The 18,134-nt window shown below is 72.2% G+C and carries 9 protein-coding genes and 2 pseudogenes; 7 read left to right on the plus strand and 4 right to left on the minus strand.

All coding sequences use genetic code 11. From position 1 onward, the window contains the following. Positions 1–212 precede the first annotated feature (212 nt). From ABT114_RS40320 to ABT114_RS40330, 3 genes are all read left to right on the plus strand, one after another. A complete protein-coding gene (locus ABT114_RS40320) occupies positions 213–1,466 on the plus strand; it encodes a 4-hydroxybenzoate 3-monooxygenase (protein ID WP_351149276.1) in 1,254 nt (417 codons plus the stop codon). A 52-nt stretch (positions 1,467–1,518) separates the two neighbouring features. Then, positions 1,519–3,258 (plus strand): 4-oxocyclohex-2-ene-1-carboxylate 5-dehydrogenase, encoded by a 1,740-nt coding sequence (chcC2, locus tag ABT114_RS40325; protein ID WP_351149279.1) that lies wholly within the window; start codon positions 1,519–1,521, stop codon positions 3,256–3,258. A 304-nt stretch (positions 3,259–3,562) separates the two neighbouring features. Further along, entirely contained in the window at positions 3,563–3,712 is a 150-nt protein-coding gene (locus ABT114_RS40330) for a MarR family transcriptional regulator (protein ID WP_351149475.1), read from the plus strand. Between the two features lie 375 nt (positions 3,713–4,087). On the opposite strand, the gene ABT114_RS40335 is transcribed toward ABT114_RS40330, so the two are convergent. The 4 genes and pseudogenes from ABT114_RS40335 to ABT114_RS40350 all read right to left on the minus strand — a co-directional run. Beyond that, positions 4,088–4,843: a DUF6192 family protein gene (locus tag ABT114_RS40335; RefSeq protein WP_351149282.1), complete on the minus strand. Its 756-nt coding sequence runs from the start codon at positions 4,841–4,843 to the stop codon at positions 4,088–4,090. Further along, positions 4,840–4,968: a hypothetical protein gene (locus tag ABT114_RS40340; RefSeq protein ID WP_351149284.1), complete on the minus strand. Its 129-nt coding sequence runs from the start codon at positions 4,966–4,968 to the stop codon at positions 4,840–4,842. The genes ABT114_RS40335 and ABT114_RS40340 overlap by 4 nt, the downstream gene beginning before the upstream one ends. Positions 4,969–5,583: 615 nt before the next feature. Continuing rightward, on the minus strand, positions 5,584–6,408 hold the full coding sequence (locus ABT114_RS40345) for an SDR family oxidoreductase (RefSeq protein ID WP_351149286.1): 825 nt from the start codon (positions 6,406–6,408) through the stop codon (positions 5,584–5,586). Positions 6,409–6,470: 62 nt separating this feature from the next. Continuing rightward, a pseudogene (locus ABT114_RS40350) lies at positions 6,471–6,647 on the minus strand (NF041680 family putative transposase); the annotation flags it as partial. Between ABT114_RS40350 and ABT114_RS40355 the strand changes: the two are divergent. The 4 genes and pseudogenes from ABT114_RS40355 to ABT114_RS40370 all read left to right on the plus strand — a co-directional run. Continuing rightward, positions 6,648–6,961: pseudogene (locus ABT114_RS40355) on the plus strand (aldo/keto reductase); the annotation flags it as partial. It lies immediately after the preceding pseudogene. Between the two features lie 218 nt (positions 6,962–7,179). After that, on the plus strand, positions 7,180–7,833 hold the full coding sequence (locus ABT114_RS40360; RefSeq protein WP_351149289.1) for a SpvB/TcaC N-terminal domain-containing protein: 654 nt from the start codon (positions 7,180–7,182) through the stop codon (positions 7,831–7,833). Further along, the gene (locus ABT114_RS40365) at positions 7,785–8,417 is read left to right on the plus strand and encodes a hypothetical protein (RefSeq protein ID WP_351149488.1); all 633 of its coding nucleotides are present in this window, start codon (positions 7,785–7,787) and stop codon (positions 8,415–8,417) included. The genes ABT114_RS40360 and ABT114_RS40365 overlap by 49 nt, the downstream gene beginning before the upstream one ends. Next, on the plus strand, positions 8,414–18,133 hold the full coding sequence (locus ABT114_RS40370; protein WP_351149292.1) for a DUF6603 domain-containing protein: 9,720 nt from the start codon (positions 8,414–8,416) through the stop codon (positions 18,131–18,133). The genes ABT114_RS40365 and ABT114_RS40370 overlap by 4 nt, the downstream gene beginning before the upstream one ends. The last annotated feature ends 1 nt before the right edge of the window (position 18,134 follow it).

Genomic DNA, 18,134 nt, shown 5'->3' on the forward strand with positions numbered 1-18,134 from the left:
CCGCGTCCAGGCTGCACGCTGGTCGCACCGATCGAAGGACCCCACACGGACCAGCGGCCGGGCCCGGAGCGGAAGTCCGCGATCCACGCCATACCGGCCCCCGCATCCGCCGCCGAGCCACCTGGCTCTCCTCATCGCCACTGACACGCCGTCAGCATTCTCGGTGCGTGCTTCACCCGCGTACCGCTCTCGCAAGGACGGGTAACCACCACATGACCACACAGACCACCCATGCCCGGACCCGGGTCGGCATCATCGGGGCCGGACCGGCCGGCCTCATGCTCTCGCACCTGCTGTCCCGAGCGGGGATCGACTCGACCGTCGTGGAGACGCGCAACCGCGCCACCATCGAGACCACCATCCGGGCCGGCATCCTCGAACAGGGCACCGTCGACCTCATGGTCGCCACGGGTGTCGGCGACCGCGTCCGCAAGGAGGGCAGCTGCCACGAGGGCATCGAACTCCGCTACGGCGGGGAGAGCCGGCGTATCGACTTCCCGTCGCTGACCGGCCGTTGCGTCTACCTCTACCCCCAACACGAAGTGCTCAAGGACCTGATCGCCGCACGGCTCGGCGACGGCGGCGACATCCGGTTCGGCGTCACCGACGTCGCTCTGCGGGACCTCACCACCGACCGTCCCGCCGTCACCTTCACGGACGCCGACGGCACAGCCGTCGAACTGCGCTGCGACCTGCTCGTCGGCTGCGACGGCTCCCAGGGCATCAGCAGGTTCGCCATCCCCGACACCCTGCGCACCGACTACTTTCGTGCCTATCCCTTCGGCTGGTTCGGCATCCTCACCGAGGCGCCCCCCAGCAGCGACGAGCTGATCTACGCGCGCTCCGACCGCGGCTTCGCCCTCATCAGCTCTCGCACGCCGACGGTGCAGCGGATGTACTTCCAGTGCGACCCCGGTGAGAGGGCCGAGCGCTGGAGCGACGAGCGGATCTGGGAGGAACTGCAGTCCCGGGTCGCCGGCAATGGGTTCGCGTTGAAGGAGGGTCCCGTTTTCCAGCGCGGCGTCGTCCCGATGCGCTCGTACGTGTGCGCCCCGATGCGGTACGGCCGCCTCTTCCTCGCCGGAGACGCCGCCCACACCGTCCCTGCGACCGGTGCGAAGGGACTCAACCTCGCGATCTCCGATGTGGCGGTGCTGTCGCAGGCGATGGAACGCTTCTTCCTCGACGGCGAGCCGAATCTCCTGGATAGCTACGGAACCACAGCCTCGGACCGTATCTGGCGCGCTCAGCACTTCTCCTGGTGGATGACCTCGATGCTGCATCGCGACGAGTCCGCCACCGACTTCGACGCCCGCCGCCAACTGGGCGAACTGGACACGGTCACCGGCTCCGAAGCCGGGCGCGCCTTCCTCGCCGAGGCGTACACCGGCTGGCCCACGGCCCTCACCAACCCCGGCGCAGCCGCGGCCGAGGCACTCCGGCTCACCGCGGGCCGTACCCCGTAGCGGCCCCGACCACCTGACCGAACCGAATCCAGAGCCGCGAAAGTTGAACATCATGAGTGACACGACCTACCAGTGCGACGTGCTCGTCATCGGATCCGGCGCCGCCGGGATCTCCGCCGCCCTCAAGGCCAAACAGCAGGGCCTCGACGTCCTGGTCGTCGACAAGGAGCCGTACCTGGGCGGCACCACCGCCGTCTCCGGCGGCTGGCTGTGGGTGCCCGGCAACAAGCAGGGCGTCGCCGAGGGCGACACCCGCGAGGAGGCCGAGACCTACATCAAGGCACTGGCCGGAGACTCCTACGACCCGGCCGCTGTGAAGACGTTCCTCGACCTGGTGCCGGAGGCGCTGGACTTCTTCGAGAACGACGCCGATGTCGAGTTCCACTATCCGGAGATGGCGCCCGACTACCAGATGGACACCCCCGGTGCCCGCAAGTCCGGCCGGGCGCTGACGGTGAAGAAGGCCAGCGGCCGGATGCTGAAGCGGGACCGGCTGCGGGTCCAGCCCTACCTGTACACGTACACCGTCTTCGGCTACATGCCGGAGATCGGCCCGGACATCGCCACGTTCATCAAGGCCAACCGCTCCCTCAAGGCGTTCCTCTACGTCGGGAATCGGTTGGTCAAGACGTGGGCGGAGCGCATCCTCTTCCGTCGCGCCTTCACCCGCACCAACGGCAACGCGCTGATGACCCGCATGCTGGCGAGCGCCGGCGCCATGGGCATCCCGATGTGGACCGGCACCAAGGTCACCGAGGTCCTCAAGGACGCCGACGGCGTGGTGAACGGCGCGCTGATCACCGGTGCGCGCTCCGGCACCGTTCGGGCCAGGCACGGCGTGGTCATCGCGGCCGGCGGCTTCTCCGGCAACACCGGGCTGCGTACCAAGGTGTTCGGGCACGACCCACGCGGGGACAACCACTTCACGCCCACCATCGGCCACCAGGGCGACAGCTACTTCCTGGCCGAGCAGCACGGCGGAGTGCTCGACACCCGGCCGCACCAGCCCGCGTCCTGGGGCCCGGTCACCGTCTGGAAGAACCTGCGCGGACAGGACCAGATCTTCCCCCACCTGCGCGCGTTCGGCCTGCCGGGCCTGATCGCGGTCAACCGCAGGGGCGAGCGGTTCGCCAACGAGTCGTACTCCTATCACGACTTCGGCGTCGAGATGATCAAAGAAAACGCGGCCGAGCGCGACACCTACGGCTGGATCATCGCGGACAAGAAGGCCATGCACACCTACGGCATCGGCTACGCCAAGCCCTGGCCACTGCCCACCTGGTACTACAGGAAGGTCGGTTACCTCGTCAAAGGCTCGTCCGTGGAAGACCTGGCCGCAAGGATCGACGTGCCGGCCGCCGGCCTCAGGCGCACCCTGGACGACTTCAACATCGACGCTGCCCTGGGCCGGGACCTGAGGTTCCAGCGCGGCTCGAACTGGTTCCACCACTTCAAGGGCGACATGGAGCACAAGCCCAACCCCAACCTCGCCCCCATCGAGAAGGCGCCGTACTACGCCGTCAAGATCCAGATGGGTGACCTGGGCACCTACGCGGGACTCGCGGTGAACGACCGCAGCGAAGTCGTCGACTCCGCCGGTGCGGCGGTCCCGGGCCTGTACGCCGTCGGCACGGCCGCCGTCAGCGTCTTCGGCGGCGGATACCCGGGCTACGGATCCAACATCGGTCCCGCGATGGTCTTCGGCTACCAGGTCGGCCGGGACATCGCCGTCCACGCCGCGGAGCGCGCGGGTGGACCGCAGAAGGCCGGAAGCCGGAGCGAAGGGCGCTGAGACACCATGGGCCGGGCCCGGCCGCGTCACGTCACCCTCGGGGATGCCCGGCCCTGTCCTCCCATGCCTGGCGGTTCGTCGGCCGTGCCGTGATCGATGTGTTCATGTACTGCCGCAACACGGCGTAGTCGTCGGCGAGTGTGCTGATCACCAACGTGTGGTCGTCCAGCCGCAGCGTCGCCGAGTCGGGGGGCGGCTACGCTGCGGCATGTCTGCGCTGGTGAGTGAGGGTCCACGACGAGCAGGGTGCCGATCGCCCGCGGCCCGACCGGCCATCCCCCTGTCACCGTCCGAGGGCATGGTGATGCGCCGCCTTCGGCACGACCCCGCCGCCCGGCCCAGCCGCATCGCCGCCGCGACCGGGCTGCAGCGCACCAATCTGTCCACCGTCCTGGGCGGACTGGAGCGCAAGGGTCTCATCGAGCGACGTGCCGACCCGGGCGACGGCCGCTGAGTGACGGTCCACACCACCGAGCGAGGCCGCACCGACTACGCCCTGGTCCGCCGGGAATAGGGCCGCGGCCGTCGCCGCCGCAGCCGGCCACGACACCGTCCGTCTCGATGCGGCCCTCGCCTGTTCGTAGCTGATCCACACCTCCGGCGCGTCGTCCAGCATGCGGTATCCCCATCGTTTGTCCCAGGTCACGGGCGGAAGACCCTTCGCGGCCGAGACCTTGCGCAGGTGCGCGAGCCCGGTGTGGACCTGCGCGCGGGTGCGTTCGGTGGCGGCCATCAGCTGGGTGATGCTCAAGCCGGCGGGACGGGCTTCCAGCGGGGCGCTGAGGATCGCTTCGGCGTGGACGTGAGCGGGGACACCCCGCCCCATCGCCTACTCACCCGAGCCTTTCAGTAGCTTCTCCAACTGCTCGTCGAGGTCGACTTCGCCGCGGGTGACGGCGTTCTCGATCCAGTCGGCCGCGGCGCGTACCCGCGAAAGTTCCCGCCCGATCGTCTCGCGTTCGCCGTCGTCGTAGTGCTCGCCGCGCAGGTTCGGCACGATCCGCCCGGCCGTGGCCACGAACTGGGCGCAGGCCGCGACCAGGTCCATGAACTGGGCGCTGTGTTTCATGCGCTGCAGCTGCGGGACGGCTTCCTCCTGTACGAACTGGGCCTGCTGCCGGAACCGGTCGAACTGAGCTTCATTAACAGCGTGCCGAGCCGTTTCGTCGGCCATGGCCTTGTTGGCTACTGCGGGACGGCGCAGGAAGTCGGTGGTCACTACGGCGGCGACCGCGTCGTCGATGGCCAGGTCGTGAATCGCTTCGACCTTCTCCTGGACGCTTTCCGGGGAGTCGACCTTCCAGCCCACCACGCGTTTGGCCCTGTCGTGCGTCCAGCGTGGCTGTCCGCCGCGCGGGGTGGGCGGGGGGGTGCTGACCGCCTCGAAACGCTCCTGCTCATCGGGGATGCCGGCAAGGATCTTGTGGATCGTGTGCGAGACGTCCGCCCGTCGGCGCTCGGTTGGCCAGCGCGAGGACACCCACCGGTAACTGCGGACCGTCGTGTAAGCCAGGCCTACGTCTTCGGCCAACATCCGGATGGCCTCGCTGACGGTGAACAGGTCGTCCTTTCCAGACGGGTTCACCCCCCATACGAACGCATCGGCTCGATCTCCAGGGCGGTATCCCCGAGACGCCGCTGGGCACTGCTCATTGCGGACACCCAGTCCCGCCCCAGCTTGGCCAGCTCGTCGTAACGGTTCCGGGTCACACTCCCGATCATCGTGGGCCCATCCCGACACCACCCCCACGGGCCGGGGTGCGGCATCCTGTCCATGCCGACAACTTGCCCTGGCAGCCCGTCACTTCGCACCATCCTGCGGCCGGAGCCCGTCGGAAAGGGTGTGCGGTCCTGGCGCGTGGAGCGGCCCCGTGGTCGTCGGACGCGCGCTCTCACGTCTCGCTCTGTCCCGTGCGCTGCCTGTGCCAGGCCCGTTTGCGGCAGCGGGGAGAGCAGTACCTTGCCGAGGCAGGACGTTCGAGGCCGACCTCCAGGGCGTTCCGCACTCCGGGCAGCTGGACATCACGCCCGCCTTGACCGCCCGTGTTCTCGCCCGCGCTCGTCGCATCTGACGCCAGTGCCGTGACCGGCACGCCGACGAACAGAACACCGCCGTCGGCATCAGCGGACCGCCGCATCCGCGGCAAAGCCGCGGCCCGGTGTCGTTGTCCGTGGCCACGACCAGCCGCAGCCGCGGCACCCCGTTCCTGGCCATGCGGCCACCGTACGAAGGTCGATCCTGCCGAGCAATCGTCTCGCGCGGTCCGAGAGAGCGACTTCTTCGCAGTTCAGGCTTCTGCCGCAGTTCCCACCCCGCTCTCGTTCTTACCGGGCTTGAAGGAACTCTCGTGCTCCACGCAGCCGTGTGCGCACGCGTCCCTGGGTGGCGCTGCTGTCGAGGCGGACGTCCAGGGCCCCGGGCATGGGGGTGTCGGCTCGGCGCCCGGCAGGCAGCCGGGTTGCGTCGAGTCCATCGCGTCGGGCGATGAGAACGCCGAGTTCGTGACGGCTGAGGGCGTCCGTTCCGGCAAGGTGGAACATGCCGGCCTGGTCGGACATGGCGAGTTCCCGCACAGCGGAGGCGAGGTCTTCGACATGCACCGGGCAGCGGATGTCGTCGGTAAACAGGACGCCATCGCGGGTGCCGGCAACCAGGGCGTGGACCATCCGCTCGTGCACGGATCTGCCGTGCCCGATGATCAACGAGGTGCGTGCGACCGCAGCGGTCGGCGCCAGCAGTCGCACAGCGGTCTCGGCGGTGGCTTTGGCCGCACCATAAGGGGTGAGGGGATCAGGCACGCAGGCCTCGTCGTAGTGGATCCGGGAACCGGAGAACACGGCGTCGCTGGAGACGTGGACCAGACGGCAACCGCGCTTCGCCGCGGCTGCCGCCACGCGGAACGAGCCGTCGGCGGTGACCGCCCAGTCGCTCCCTCCGCTCGTCGCGTTGATGACGGCAATGGGAGCAACCGCCGCCAGTACCTCATCGACCTGCCCGGGGGCGCGAAGGTCGAGTTGGTACCACGAGGCTCCAGGCATGCTGCCCGGGCGGGAACAGTACGTCGCGGCCGTCTCCCAGCCTGCAGCAGCCGCCTGACGCACAAGTTCCGTCCCCAGAAACCCGCTGCCGCCGATGATCAGGACCCTCATAGCGCCCAACGATAGGTCAGCCCGGTTCCGCCCAGGCAAGTCGCCCGGGCGCCCCAGCAAACTGGCTTGGTCGGCTTCTCCCAGGGCCGGCGGAGATCGGTGGCCAGCGGCCGGGCAAGGCGGAGCTGGATGTGGGCGACGACCAGGAGCCAGGTCCAGCGGTCCACTGCCTCAGGCGTACGGATCTTCGGTGTGGTCCAGCCGAGCGTCTGCTTTCCGAACCGGAAGGTGTGCTCCAGATGGTCTCCCGGATCGGTCTGGGAGCGATGGGCATGTCCCACGGCCTGACCGGCGTCGGCGCCGACGCCGACGCCGACGAGGCGAATCCATCCGCACCGTGCACCAGGCCATCGACCTCGGCGTCACCCTCCTCGACACCGCCGAGATCTACGGCCCCTACATCAATGAGACCCTTCTCGGCCAAGCCCTGAAGGGCCGCCGCGACCCAGTCGTCCTGGCGACCAAGTTCGGCCTGGTTTCCCACGCCGGGGACGGTGCGTGGACGCTGGACTCCAGCCCGGCCAACATCCGCACCACGCGCCACCTCGACCTCGTCGCCGACGCCCTGCGTTCCGCCGCCCGCCCCTGACACAACCGGGCCAAACCGAGTCGGCGGCGGTCGCGCTCACCATCAGCGGCCGCCGGGCTGCGACCGGGAGCGGGCAAATGGATGTGTCCGTTTCGCGTCGGCATCGCACGCATGGTCGCTACCCTGTGGGGCACGCGAAGTGATTCTTGATCACGACGTGGGTGACGGGGGCGTGGGGGGCCATGGTCGATCGTTCACTGGGGGACGCGGGTGCGGCTCGGGAGAGCCTCCCCGCCGAGTCCCGCGTCCTGTCGCCGACTTCGGTCTCTCTGTCCAAGGGCGGCAGGGCGATCCGCGGTATCGGGGAGAAGTTCGCGGCCAGTCCCGTCACGGGGACGGGGATCCTGTCGGTGCCGATCGCGACCAGCCCGGGGCGGTCCGGTTTCGGGCCGCGGTTGTCGCTGTCGTACGACTCGGGCTCGGGCAACGGGCCCTTCGGATTCGGCTGGCGCCTCTCGCTGCCCGCGATCACCCGCAAGACCGACCTGGGCCTGCCGCGGTACGAGGACGCGATGCCCCCCACGACCCGGGGGCAAGCGGGCGGACCACGTGGCGGCCGAGTGACGACGACGTCCTCCCCAAGCCCCTTCGTTACCGCTGGGCCGCAGGCATGCCGTCCACCCCGATACCGCCCCGCCCTCTCATGTCCCCACCCACGGCCGGCACTTCAGGACTGCGGACCACTCATGCGAACCGTTTCCCGAGAATTCGAAGGTCTGTCTCGACAGGTGGGCAGACAGAGAGGAATATCTGAAAGGTCGCCAATTCTGGCATTCTGGAGGCTTTCATGGTGGAAAGAGAGCCAGAGCAAGGCGAACGATCAGGGCGCGCGGTAGTCGGGCGCGCGGTGGATCCCGAGTGCCGTCGGCTGGTCGAACAGCTGCGCCGCCGCAGTCCCGACGCGTTCCCCACGGGCCTGGGTCCCGGAGAGGTGGGGCCGGACATCACGCTGGACGACGCGCAGGCTGCCGACCTGTACAGGGTCGCGTTCGCTGACGCGGCAGGTGGGGGCGCGGTCGTCTGGGTGGACGGTGAGGATGAGCTGCTGGTGCGCGCCGAGCAGCTGCGGACCGTACTGCGGGACGGATTCGTACTGGTCGGGATACCCGTCTACACCCAGCAGACCAAGGACGCGGAGGTCGTCGTGGCCTTCGCGGTGGGCCGCCCGGGTGCGCCGCTGGGCATGGTCGCCGCCACCGAGCCTGTTCCGCGCGGGCCCGCCGCGGTCGTCGAGCGCTGGGGCGAGCAACTGGTGGCCACCTCCTGGCGGGCGCTGGTGGATGTGGCGGCCGGTCTCGCCTCCGCCTCGGGCGTCGACGACGCGCACGATTCTCTGCTGCCGGCCGCGCTCGTGGTCTCCGCCAAGGAGTTCACGGTCACCGCGCAGGCGCCGCACACGTTTGACAGGGGGCGCCGGTGAGCTTCGAGGTGTCCGGGCTCGGACCGCTCCTTGACCTGGCGACGGCGATCGGACTCGTGCGCGCGGACGGGGAGTTCGACCCGCAATGGTTCTCCGATCCTGGTGCGCGTGTCGGCCGGATGCTGCGCGACCAGGGCCAGCGCGAGGCGCTGCTGCGCGCGGCGGACGAACTGCTGGCGCAGGGCGCACCGCCGCTCCGCGACGCCGCGGGCAGGCGCTGGATCCCGCTGATCGCCGAGGGAGGCGTGGCACTGCACGCGGTCCTGACGGCGGCCGCCGACGGGCCGGTCGAACTGGGCGTCGGTGCCCGCCTGACGGCGGCCGATCCGCGGGCCGAGGTCACCGCGTACGTTCCGCTGCTGAGCATCCCCGAGAACGGCCCGGTGACCGTGCCGATCGCCAGGGGCACCGGCCGGATCGCCGTGGACGCGACGGTCACCTTCGCGAGCGAGACACTGGACGGGATCAACCTGAGCGCCGAGGTCGCCACCGACGGGTCGGCGCCCGATTTGTCTGTGACGCTGCGCGGGCTGCGGCTGCCCGGCCAGGCCGAACCGGCCGACTTCGGCTTCGCCGGCGGGGAGGAGGCCCTGCAGACGGTGCTCGGTATCGTCCGGCAGTCCGTCGCCGAGGCGTCGGGTGAGCTCGCCGAGCTGCTCGCGCTGGCCGGGATCGGCGCGGACCCGGCCATCCCCGCGCTGCCGATCGCCGGACTGCTGACCGACGGTGTCGCGGCCTGGCGCGACTGGCTCGACGACCTGATCGCCGATCCGTCCGCCGTCGCCGCGTGGCTGGGCCACCTGGCCGCGCTCGCCGGTCACGGCGCCACGGTGGAAGCGGCCGCCGGCCCCGGTCTGCCGCACCGGGTGCGCTGGACTGTGGGCGGCGGCATCTCCGTGGCGGCGGTGGTACGGACGGCCCGGGACGCAGGGGGCGTCCCGGTGGTGGACCTCGGCTTGGAATGCGCGCTGGCGGCCACCGGCACGCCGCCGGGCGGCCTGGAAGTGGCCGCGACCCTCACCCGGGTCACGCTCGGCGGGACCCCTTCGGTGACGGGGCTGCCCGCTGCCTCGGTCACCGGGCGGATCGGGCCGTCCCCCGGCCCGGACGGCAGGGTTCCCCCCGCGGACCGGCTGGTCGACCAGGCCGTGAAGCTCGGCGCGCTACGGGCCGGGCTCACCCTCGGCGAGGACCGGCGCGCCGCGCTCGTATTGGCGGCGCTGGACGTGGAACTCGGCGAACACCGTTATCCCGTCCTCGACCTGACGAACACGCAGACACTCGCCGATGTCGCGGACACCGCGCTGCGGGACCTGGCCGGCGAGATCCTCGATCTGCTCGGTCCGGCCGGTACGGCGGTGCGGGTGCTGCTCGGGGTGACCCCGCCCCCCGGCCAGCCGTCCTGGCCCGTGCCCCTCACCCCCCTGCCCGATCTGCTCGCCGATCCGGTCGGGGCAGTCGTCGCCTACCACTCCGGCGTGCTGGAGGCCAACCGGGCCGGGTACGCCGCCCTCCTCGGTGCGCTGGGCGATCTGTTCAGTCTCTCCGGCGCGGCGGTCACCGGGATCGGCCAGGCCGAAGACCCGTGGCGGCTGCCCCTGGAAGAGGACGGCGCCCTGGTGTCAGTGGTCGCCTGGACCACTGACACCCACCTGACCCTCGGCCTGGCCGTCGATGCCCAGACCATCGACCTGGGTGGCGGCTGTCCCACGGTGACCCTCACCCTGGTCGCCCGGCTGGCCGAGGTGGCGTTCAACGGCACCGGCGGGCAGGCGCTGCCGGGCGTGTCGGTGGGCCTGGTCTTCGGCGCGCGCGGCGGGATTCCGGTGCGCATCGGGGATCCCACCGCGGCGATCGTGGTGGACCGGATCGGTGTCGAGGCGGGCTGGACGCCCGGCGACGGCCTCACGGGCGGACTGGTGGCGCCCGGGCTGCGCGGCGTGATCGACGGTGAGGAGGTCGCGCTCGCGCTGCCCAGGCTCACGCCGTCCGGCACGCTGGCCGGTGACGTCCCGTGGCGCGGCCTGGAACTGCTCAGCGGGCATCTCATGCGGCGCCTGGGCCATCCCTGGGCGGACGAACTGGTCCGGCTGCTCGGCTGGCTGCCTGCCGAGCGCGCGGTGACGGCCCGGCTCCCGGCCGAGTCCCTGGCCTACGACCCCGTCGGCGCGTTACGGGGCTGGATCGCCGAACTCGTCCGGGCCGGCCGGGTGGCCGACCTGGCCACGGCCCTCGCGCTCGTCCTCACCGGCCCGGCCGGACCCGGCCTGTCCTCCGGCGGGCTCCGCGGCCGCGGGGACGCCGCCGCGCCCCTGGCGGTCGCACTCACCCCCACCGCCGCGGCCCTGAAGGCCGAACTGCTGCTGTGGGCCGGCCACACCGCCGACGCCGCGGACATGCTCCGTCCGGGCGAACTCGACGGCCGCGCCGGGCCCGAACAGATCGCGGCGGCGCTGGCCGCCGCAGCCGCGGGCAGCGACGTGTTCGCCGACTTGCTCTCGGATCGCGGTGACACAGCCGCCGGGCTGGCCGCGCTCGTCGCGCGCTGGACGGACACCGACGGCCTGGTCCCCTCCACCGACGCGGCGCTCCCCCAGGGTTACGTCCACGACCTCCCCGGCGTGACCCACACGGACCTGCCCACGGCCGGCCTGCCTCCGGGGATCACACTCGACGCCGGGACGGTCGTGGTGTCCGGCCCGCTCGGCGTCGAATCCTGGCCGGGTGTCGCCGCGGACCACGTGACCGACCTGCGTGCCGCCGGGCTCGCCCCCGAGGCGTTCGACATCGGCCTGCTCGCCGAGGAAGACGGCCCGTGGCTGGTGCTGCTGCCGAGCCGGTCCGACGCGGTGACGGCACCGGGTGACGACGGTGCGGCCCGGCAGGCCGACCGGCTGGCCCGCGCCGTCGACGCGGTCAGCGCGCGCATCGCGGGCGCCGGGCCCGTCACGGTCATCGGGTACGGTGCCGCGGGCCACGCCGCGGCCGCTGTGGCGAGCCGTCCGGGCGTCACCCATCTGGTCACCATCGGCACCCCCCATGGGGGCATCAGCCTGGACGTCCTGGAGTCCCAGCCCGTGGCCGGGGCCCTGAACCTGCTCGCGGCGCTGCTGCCGCCCCTCGACGAGAACCGGCCGGAGCCGCCCGCCCTGACGCGCGCCCGCGGCCTGCTGGCACCACTGCTGCGCGCTTCGGAGTCCACCGCGCCGCTCGCCGATCTGACGTCCCCTTCGCCGCCGCCCGTCGTTCCGCCGGAAGTCGAGCTGCACTGCGTGCGTGGCCGGTGCGACGCGGCCTCCGTCATCGAGTCCATCAACGCCGTGGTCGCCGCGGGTCTTGAGGAATCGACCCCACTGCCGACGACGGGAGCCGGGCTCGGGATGGGGCTGGGTGTCGCGCTGGATCCGCCCGCCGTTCCCGGAGAGATCCACATCACGGCCGACCTCGCGCTGACCGGGGCAGCGCCGGGACTGCGGGCCCGGATCGGGATCGGGCGCACCGGCGGCTGGCTGGCGGGCGGGCCCGACCCCGCGCGGCCCGCCGGGGTGGCACGGCACCCGTCGCTGCGCCGGGCCACGATCGAGGTCGACCTGCCCGCCGCCGGTTCGGCCACCGCGAGGCTGGTGTTCCACGAGGCCTGCGCCCTCGGGCTGGCGAAGCGGCGCTGGGTCATCGGCTACGACGGCTCGGGGGATCCGCTGCTGCCCGAGGCGCTCATCCTGGCCGGTCGGCTGGCCGAGGCGATCGGACGGTCCACGGCCGAGCCGGTGCGCGCGCTCGCTGAACTCATGGACGCGCTGGGACTCATGACCGGCGCGGGGTTCTCGGTGGAGGGTCTGCGGCACCTGCTGGTCGATCCCGGCGGGCTGTTCGCAGGCGTCTCGGCCCCGCCGAACGCGGGCCGGGTGGCGACCGCGCTGGCCCGCCTGCTCGGCACCCCGCTCCCGTCGGCCGCTCAGCCGGCCCGGCTCGCCTTCGACTTGGACGGCGTCACATTCGAGGCCGATCTCGTGGCCAGGACCGTCCTCGCCCGGGCCGGGGCACTGGCCATCGACGCCGGCGCCGCCCTGGCCGGGGAGTTGGAGCTGCGCACCGACGGGACGCTGCGGGCCGAGCTGAGCGCCGCGCTCGGCCCCGGCGGCATGCCCGGCGGACGCCCCGTGCTGTTTCTGAACGTGACCGGTGCCGGCGCCGCGGAGGTACGGCTGGAATTCGAAGGAGCGGGCGCCGCTCAGCCGCAGTCCGTCATGCTTGCTCCGGTACCCGATCTGGCCGGACTCCACCGGACCATCGCGGCATTGGTGCCCGCACAGTTGCTCTGGGCGGGCGTCACGTTCCTGCGCTCGCTGGACCCTGGCGCGGTCGCCCTGGCCGATCCGGCCCTGCGGGTGCTCGGGCTGCTCACCGAGTCGGACGAGGTGACGGTCCCGTTCGGCCTGGTGACGGATCCCGGGCACTGGCTGACCCACCCGGCGATCCTCGGAAGCGCCGACCCCGCCAGAGCCGGAGCCGTACTGGACGCGCTCGCACCGCTGTTCGGCTTCCGCCAGCCCCGGCCGGGTACGCTCACCCTGCCGTACGGCCTGGAACTGACCGCGGAGAACCGGGACGGCCGGGCCACGGTCACGCTGCGCCTGACCGAACCGGTGGCCGGAGCGGGGCTGCGCGTGACCGGTTCCCTGGGGCTGGGGCTGAGCACGGCCACCCTTCCGGCCGGCCCCGTCGCGGAGCTGGTCCTCGCGCTGCCCGACGGCTCACCACTCGACTCGGCCGGACGGATCGCCCTCACTCTCGGCACCTCCGGCCTCGGGGCCCGGCTGGTCATGCCGGGCAGGGGCATCGATCTCGCGCTGCTGCCCGACGGCCCCGGTCTGGCCGAACTGGGCACCGCGGCGGTGGCATACGCGCTGCCGCTGGTTCTCGACGCGGTCGCGGCACTCCCACCAGAGCACCCGGCGCGCCCGGTGGGGGACACCCTCGCGGCATTTGGCGACGCCACCGGGCTAAGGGTGAGCGGCCACTTCTCGGGCCCGCAGATTCAGGCGCTGGCCGCCAGCCCGGGTCCGGAGCTCGCCACACGGCTGGCCGGGAGCCTGCCGGCCGCGCTCGACGCGCTGGCCGGGCTGCTCACGCCCGCACTGCCCACCGGGTACTCGCTGGCCAGGCAAGGCACCGAGCTGGTCTTCACGGCCCCGGTCGGACAGATCCGGCTGACCGTCCCGGCAGGTGGCGTCCCGACCGGAGTCCAGGTCACCGGGGCCGTCACCGGGCTGCGACCGTTGACCGGGACGACACTCGGCGCGACGATCACCATCACCCCAGCGGGCCTGGCCGAAGCGGCCGTCACCTTCGCGGCCGACCCGGCCGCCGGGCTCGGCCTGGGGCCGATCACCCTCGCGCCGGTCGCGGAGATCGCCATCGGGCCCGCCTCGGACGCGCGCGTCGCGGTCGGACTCGCCGCGGACTCCACCCGCACGCTGAGTGGCGTCTTCCGGTTCGGGCCGCCTGCCGCGTTCGCCGTCGAGGCCACCGGCGGATCGCTCGCCGAGGTCGCGGCGGCCCTCCTGCTGCCCCCCGCGGTCGACCTGGCGCTGGCCACGGAGGAGGTCCATGATCTGCTCGGCCACGTCGTGCTCGGCGGGCCGACCATCGCCGAACTGCTGGAGGACGTCGTCCTGACCCACGAGGGCACGCTGGATCGCGGCGTTCTCGACCCGGACGAGCTCCTGGCCCGCCTGCTCCGACTGGCCTCCACCATCGCGGCGCACTCCCCCGCGCTGCCGGTCGATCCCCTGATCGTACGGCTGTCGCGCCGCGACCTGAGCGACTCCGACCAGGTCTTCGGGATCGCGGTCTCCCTTCCTCCGGGCGGGCGGTACACGCTGGCCGACGGAGACGTGACGCTCGACGTCGAAGTGGACGACACCTGGATCACCGGCGCGGACACCCCGGACGGACTGGTGGTCGAACTGCTCCGGGTCCAGGCCGGAAAACCGGACCCGTTCTTCGGGATCACCGTACGTGGCCTTGGCCTGCGGGTGAGCCGTACCCGTGGACCGCTCCTGGACACGTTCCTCGCCGTGGACTCGGTGGCGGTGCACACGCTGGTGACCGTGACGGCGCAGGACGGGGTCACCGACGCCGGAGGCCAGGTGGAACTGGCCGGCCTGCGGATCCCCCTCGGGTCGGCGACGGGCGGCAGCAACCCCGTCGCGGCCGGCGTCCTGCGCGACGCGGCCGACGGCGACCGGAAACCGGAGCCGAAGTTCAGCCCGGCCTTCGCGGTCCAGCGGCACGGCGCGGATCCGGCCGAGTTCGCGCTGCGCGCGGGCCCGGGCGACGGCCCGTGGTGGCTCCCCATCCAGCGCTCGTTCGGCCCCGTCTACATCGAGCAGGTCGGATTCGGGGTCACCCGTTCGGGCGAGCGGGTGATCGCCGCTCAGGTCATGGTGGACGGCCGGATCTCCCTGCTGGGCCTGGCGGTGTCGGTCGACGATCTCGCACTGGGCGCGCGCTGGCCTCAGTCCCCCGGCGACCCGCCCCTGTACGACCCGCAGTCCTGGGAGGTCGGACTGGCCGGGCTCGGCGTCGCCGCGGACACCGCCGGAGTGGTCGTCTCCGGCGGCCTGCGCAGAGCACCCGGCGCGCTCCCGGACTACCTCGGCATGATCAGCATCAGGTTCGGTGTCTATGGCATCTCCGCATACGGCGGTTACGGCGTGGTCACCGACCCGCAGGGCGAGTTCACCTCGCTGTTCGTCTTCGGCGCGCTGAACGCCCCGATCGGCGGCCCGCCCGCCTTCTTCGTCACCGGAATCGGCGCGGGCGTGGGCGTGAACCGGCAGATGCTGCTCCCCGCCGATGTGAACGACTTCCCCGCCCATCCCCTGCTGCGGGCCCTGGACGCCGGGGCACCGCCGGCCGACCCGGACACCGCCCTGGACGCCCTGCGGGCCTACTTCCCGCCGTCGCGCGGCACGTTCTGGTTCGCCGCCGGACTGTCCTTCACCTCGTTCACCCTGGTCGAGGGCATCGCGGTGGTCGGCGTCGTGATCGGCGACGGGCTGGACGTCAACCTGATCGGTCTGGCCCGCGCCGCACTGCCCAATCCGGACTTCCCACTGGTACAGCTCGAACTGGCGCTGGTGGCCCGCTTCTCCTCGCGCGAGGGCGTGCTGTGGGTGCAGGCCCAGCTGACCGACAACTCGTTCCTGCTCACCAGGGACTGCCGGCTGACCGGCGGGTTCGCGTACGTCATGTGGTTCTCCGGCGACAAGGCCGGCGAGTTCGTCCTCACGATGGGCGGTTACCACCCCTCGTTCCACCGCGACGGCTACCCCGTGGTGCCGCGGCTGGGTTTCGTGTGGACGGTCAGTTCGATCCTGGTGATCAAGGGGGAAAGCTACTTCGCGCTCACCTCCGAGGCGATCATGGCGGGGACCCGGTTCGAGGCCTCCCTGACGGCCGGGCCCCTGTGGGCGTATCTGCGGCTGGGCGCGGACGCGATCGTCTTCTTCGATCCGTTCAGGTTCCAGGTCACCGCGTACGCCGAGCTCGGGGCCGGCATCACGATCGATGTCGACCTGGGCTGGTTCGGTCACATCAGGATCACCATCGCCGTTCATCTGCACGCCGACGTCGAGCTGGAGGGGCCCGAGTTCCATGGGAAGGCCACCATCGACCTCGACGTGACCAGTGCCACGATCACGTTCGGCGACCCAAGCGACCGGTCCACGCCGAAGCTGGCCTGGCCCGACTTCGACACCAAATACCTGCGGCCCGGGAACGCCGAGGTGCTGACGGTTGTGCCGGGCAAGGGGACGCTGCCGCCGGGGACGGCCGGGGAGCCACCCACCGGGGGAACCCGGGACCCGTACCTGCTGCTCCCCGAGTTCGTCCTGACCGTCACCACGACCGCGGCCACCTCCGCGGTCGACGCGGGGGGCCCGGTGAGCCCGCCCTTCCCGGTCGTCCTCGCGATCGGGCCCATGCAGCTTCCCGCGGTCACCTCCACCCTGTCGGTCTCCGTCACCTCGTCCGCCGCAGTGGAATACGCGGGGACGCTGGCGCCCGCGCCGATCATCGGACAGTTCCCCAAGGGCGTGTGGGGGCCGCAGCCGCAGAGCGAGCCCAGGCCCGTACCCACCGGGGAGACCGTGGCGGCCGTCAACGGGGTGACCTTGACGGCGGAGGCCACCGTCTCCCCGGGCACTGTGGAGATCGACTACGCCCAGGTGGAGATCGGCCCGCGCCATCAGCTCCCCTTCCTGGCCGAGCGGGCCGCGGGTAAGGACCGTGCCCAGGACGTGGCAGCGGCGGCGGCGGCGGTGGAGCAGGCCCCGACAACGGCGGACGCGGTCCTGGAGACAGCGCGCGAGTGGCTGACCGGAGGCGTCCACGGCGTGCCCCTCACCCCACTCGCCGCGGCCGGTTTCGCCCAGGGCCGGGTGGCGCCGCCCCAACTCGTCCCGCTGGCCCATCGGATGCAGGCCGATCCGCTCCCCGCCGCGGAGGTTCCTCCGGGCTCGACACCCGAACCCCCGCCCGAAGTGGACACCACGGCACGGCCTCCCCGAGTCGAAGCCGTGCTGACGTCCTCCCTTCCGCTCCCGGCAACGCCGAGCGCCCGGACCACGGTCGGCGACGCGGGCGCGGGCCTCCCCCGCACGGTCCCGCCCCGGCCGGGCGACGTACAGGCCGGCCTCGACCCCCGCTACGCGGTACGCCTGGTGACGGCCGCTCCCTCGGCCGCCGCCGCAGGGGCGCGGCGTACCGCCGGGGCCGTGACGGGCACGGTGGTCGGCGCCGGGCGCGTGCCGGCCACCGGCCGTGCCGGATCCGGCGGCGAGATCCGCCGGCGGACGGGTCAGTTCCCGTGGCGGCGGCAGCGCATGGACACCTGGTCGCAAGCGCTGCACGACGCGGGCGCCGGTCTGCAGCCCGGCGAGGTCGTCGTGCTCACCGCGCCCGAGGCCCACTACGACATCAAGGACACCAGGCCCGCTCTGGTCGTCAGTGGCGACCTGCCGGTGCGGGTCGTCGCGCTGGACACCGTCGGGGCAGTCACTCTTGACGTCACGGCGCTGGACGGCACGGGAGCGGGCGCGACCGTACCTCTGCCGAAGCGGACCGAGCGGGTCGCCCTCATAGGCGGCGGCTCGCTGGACGGGGCCCCCGGATGGCACACGGGCACCCGGCTGGCCCAGGTCGGCGCCCGTACCCTGCTGGGGCCCGGCTGCGCGCTCACCTCGACCGCCGCGGCCACCCGGCGACCGGGCGGCCCCGCCGACACCGCGTTCGTCACCGCGGCGGCGGCCGTACACGGCTACTCGATCGTGACAACGCGGCTCCCGGCCGGCCTCACCGCGGTCGCCGTGGTACTGGAGGCCGCGTCCGGGATCGACGACGAACGAGCCGATGTGCTCGACCTCGGTCTGACGGGTGCACGCCGTACGGCCGAGCCGGTCAGGATCATCGTGGCCGGCAGCCGGTCCATCGCCGTCTACGGCATTCGGCCGAACGGGCGGCTGCCGGTCGAGGTGACCGTGGCCAGTGGCGAGCACCTCCACCTCGGCGGCGTTCTCGGCAGCCATGGCCCGGCGTCCGAACTCGCCGCCGCGCTGGCCGCCCGCGATCTCGCGGGCACCCTCGCCCGGCTGATCACCACGTCTCGGGGCACGGCCCGGGTGCGCTGGACTCCCCAGGAAGGTCGGTGAC

This window comes from Streptomyces sp. NPDC002088 (genome assembly GCF_040296605.1).
Taxonomy (GTDB): Bacteria; Actinomycetota; Actinomycetes; order Streptomycetales; family Streptomycetaceae; genus Streptomyces.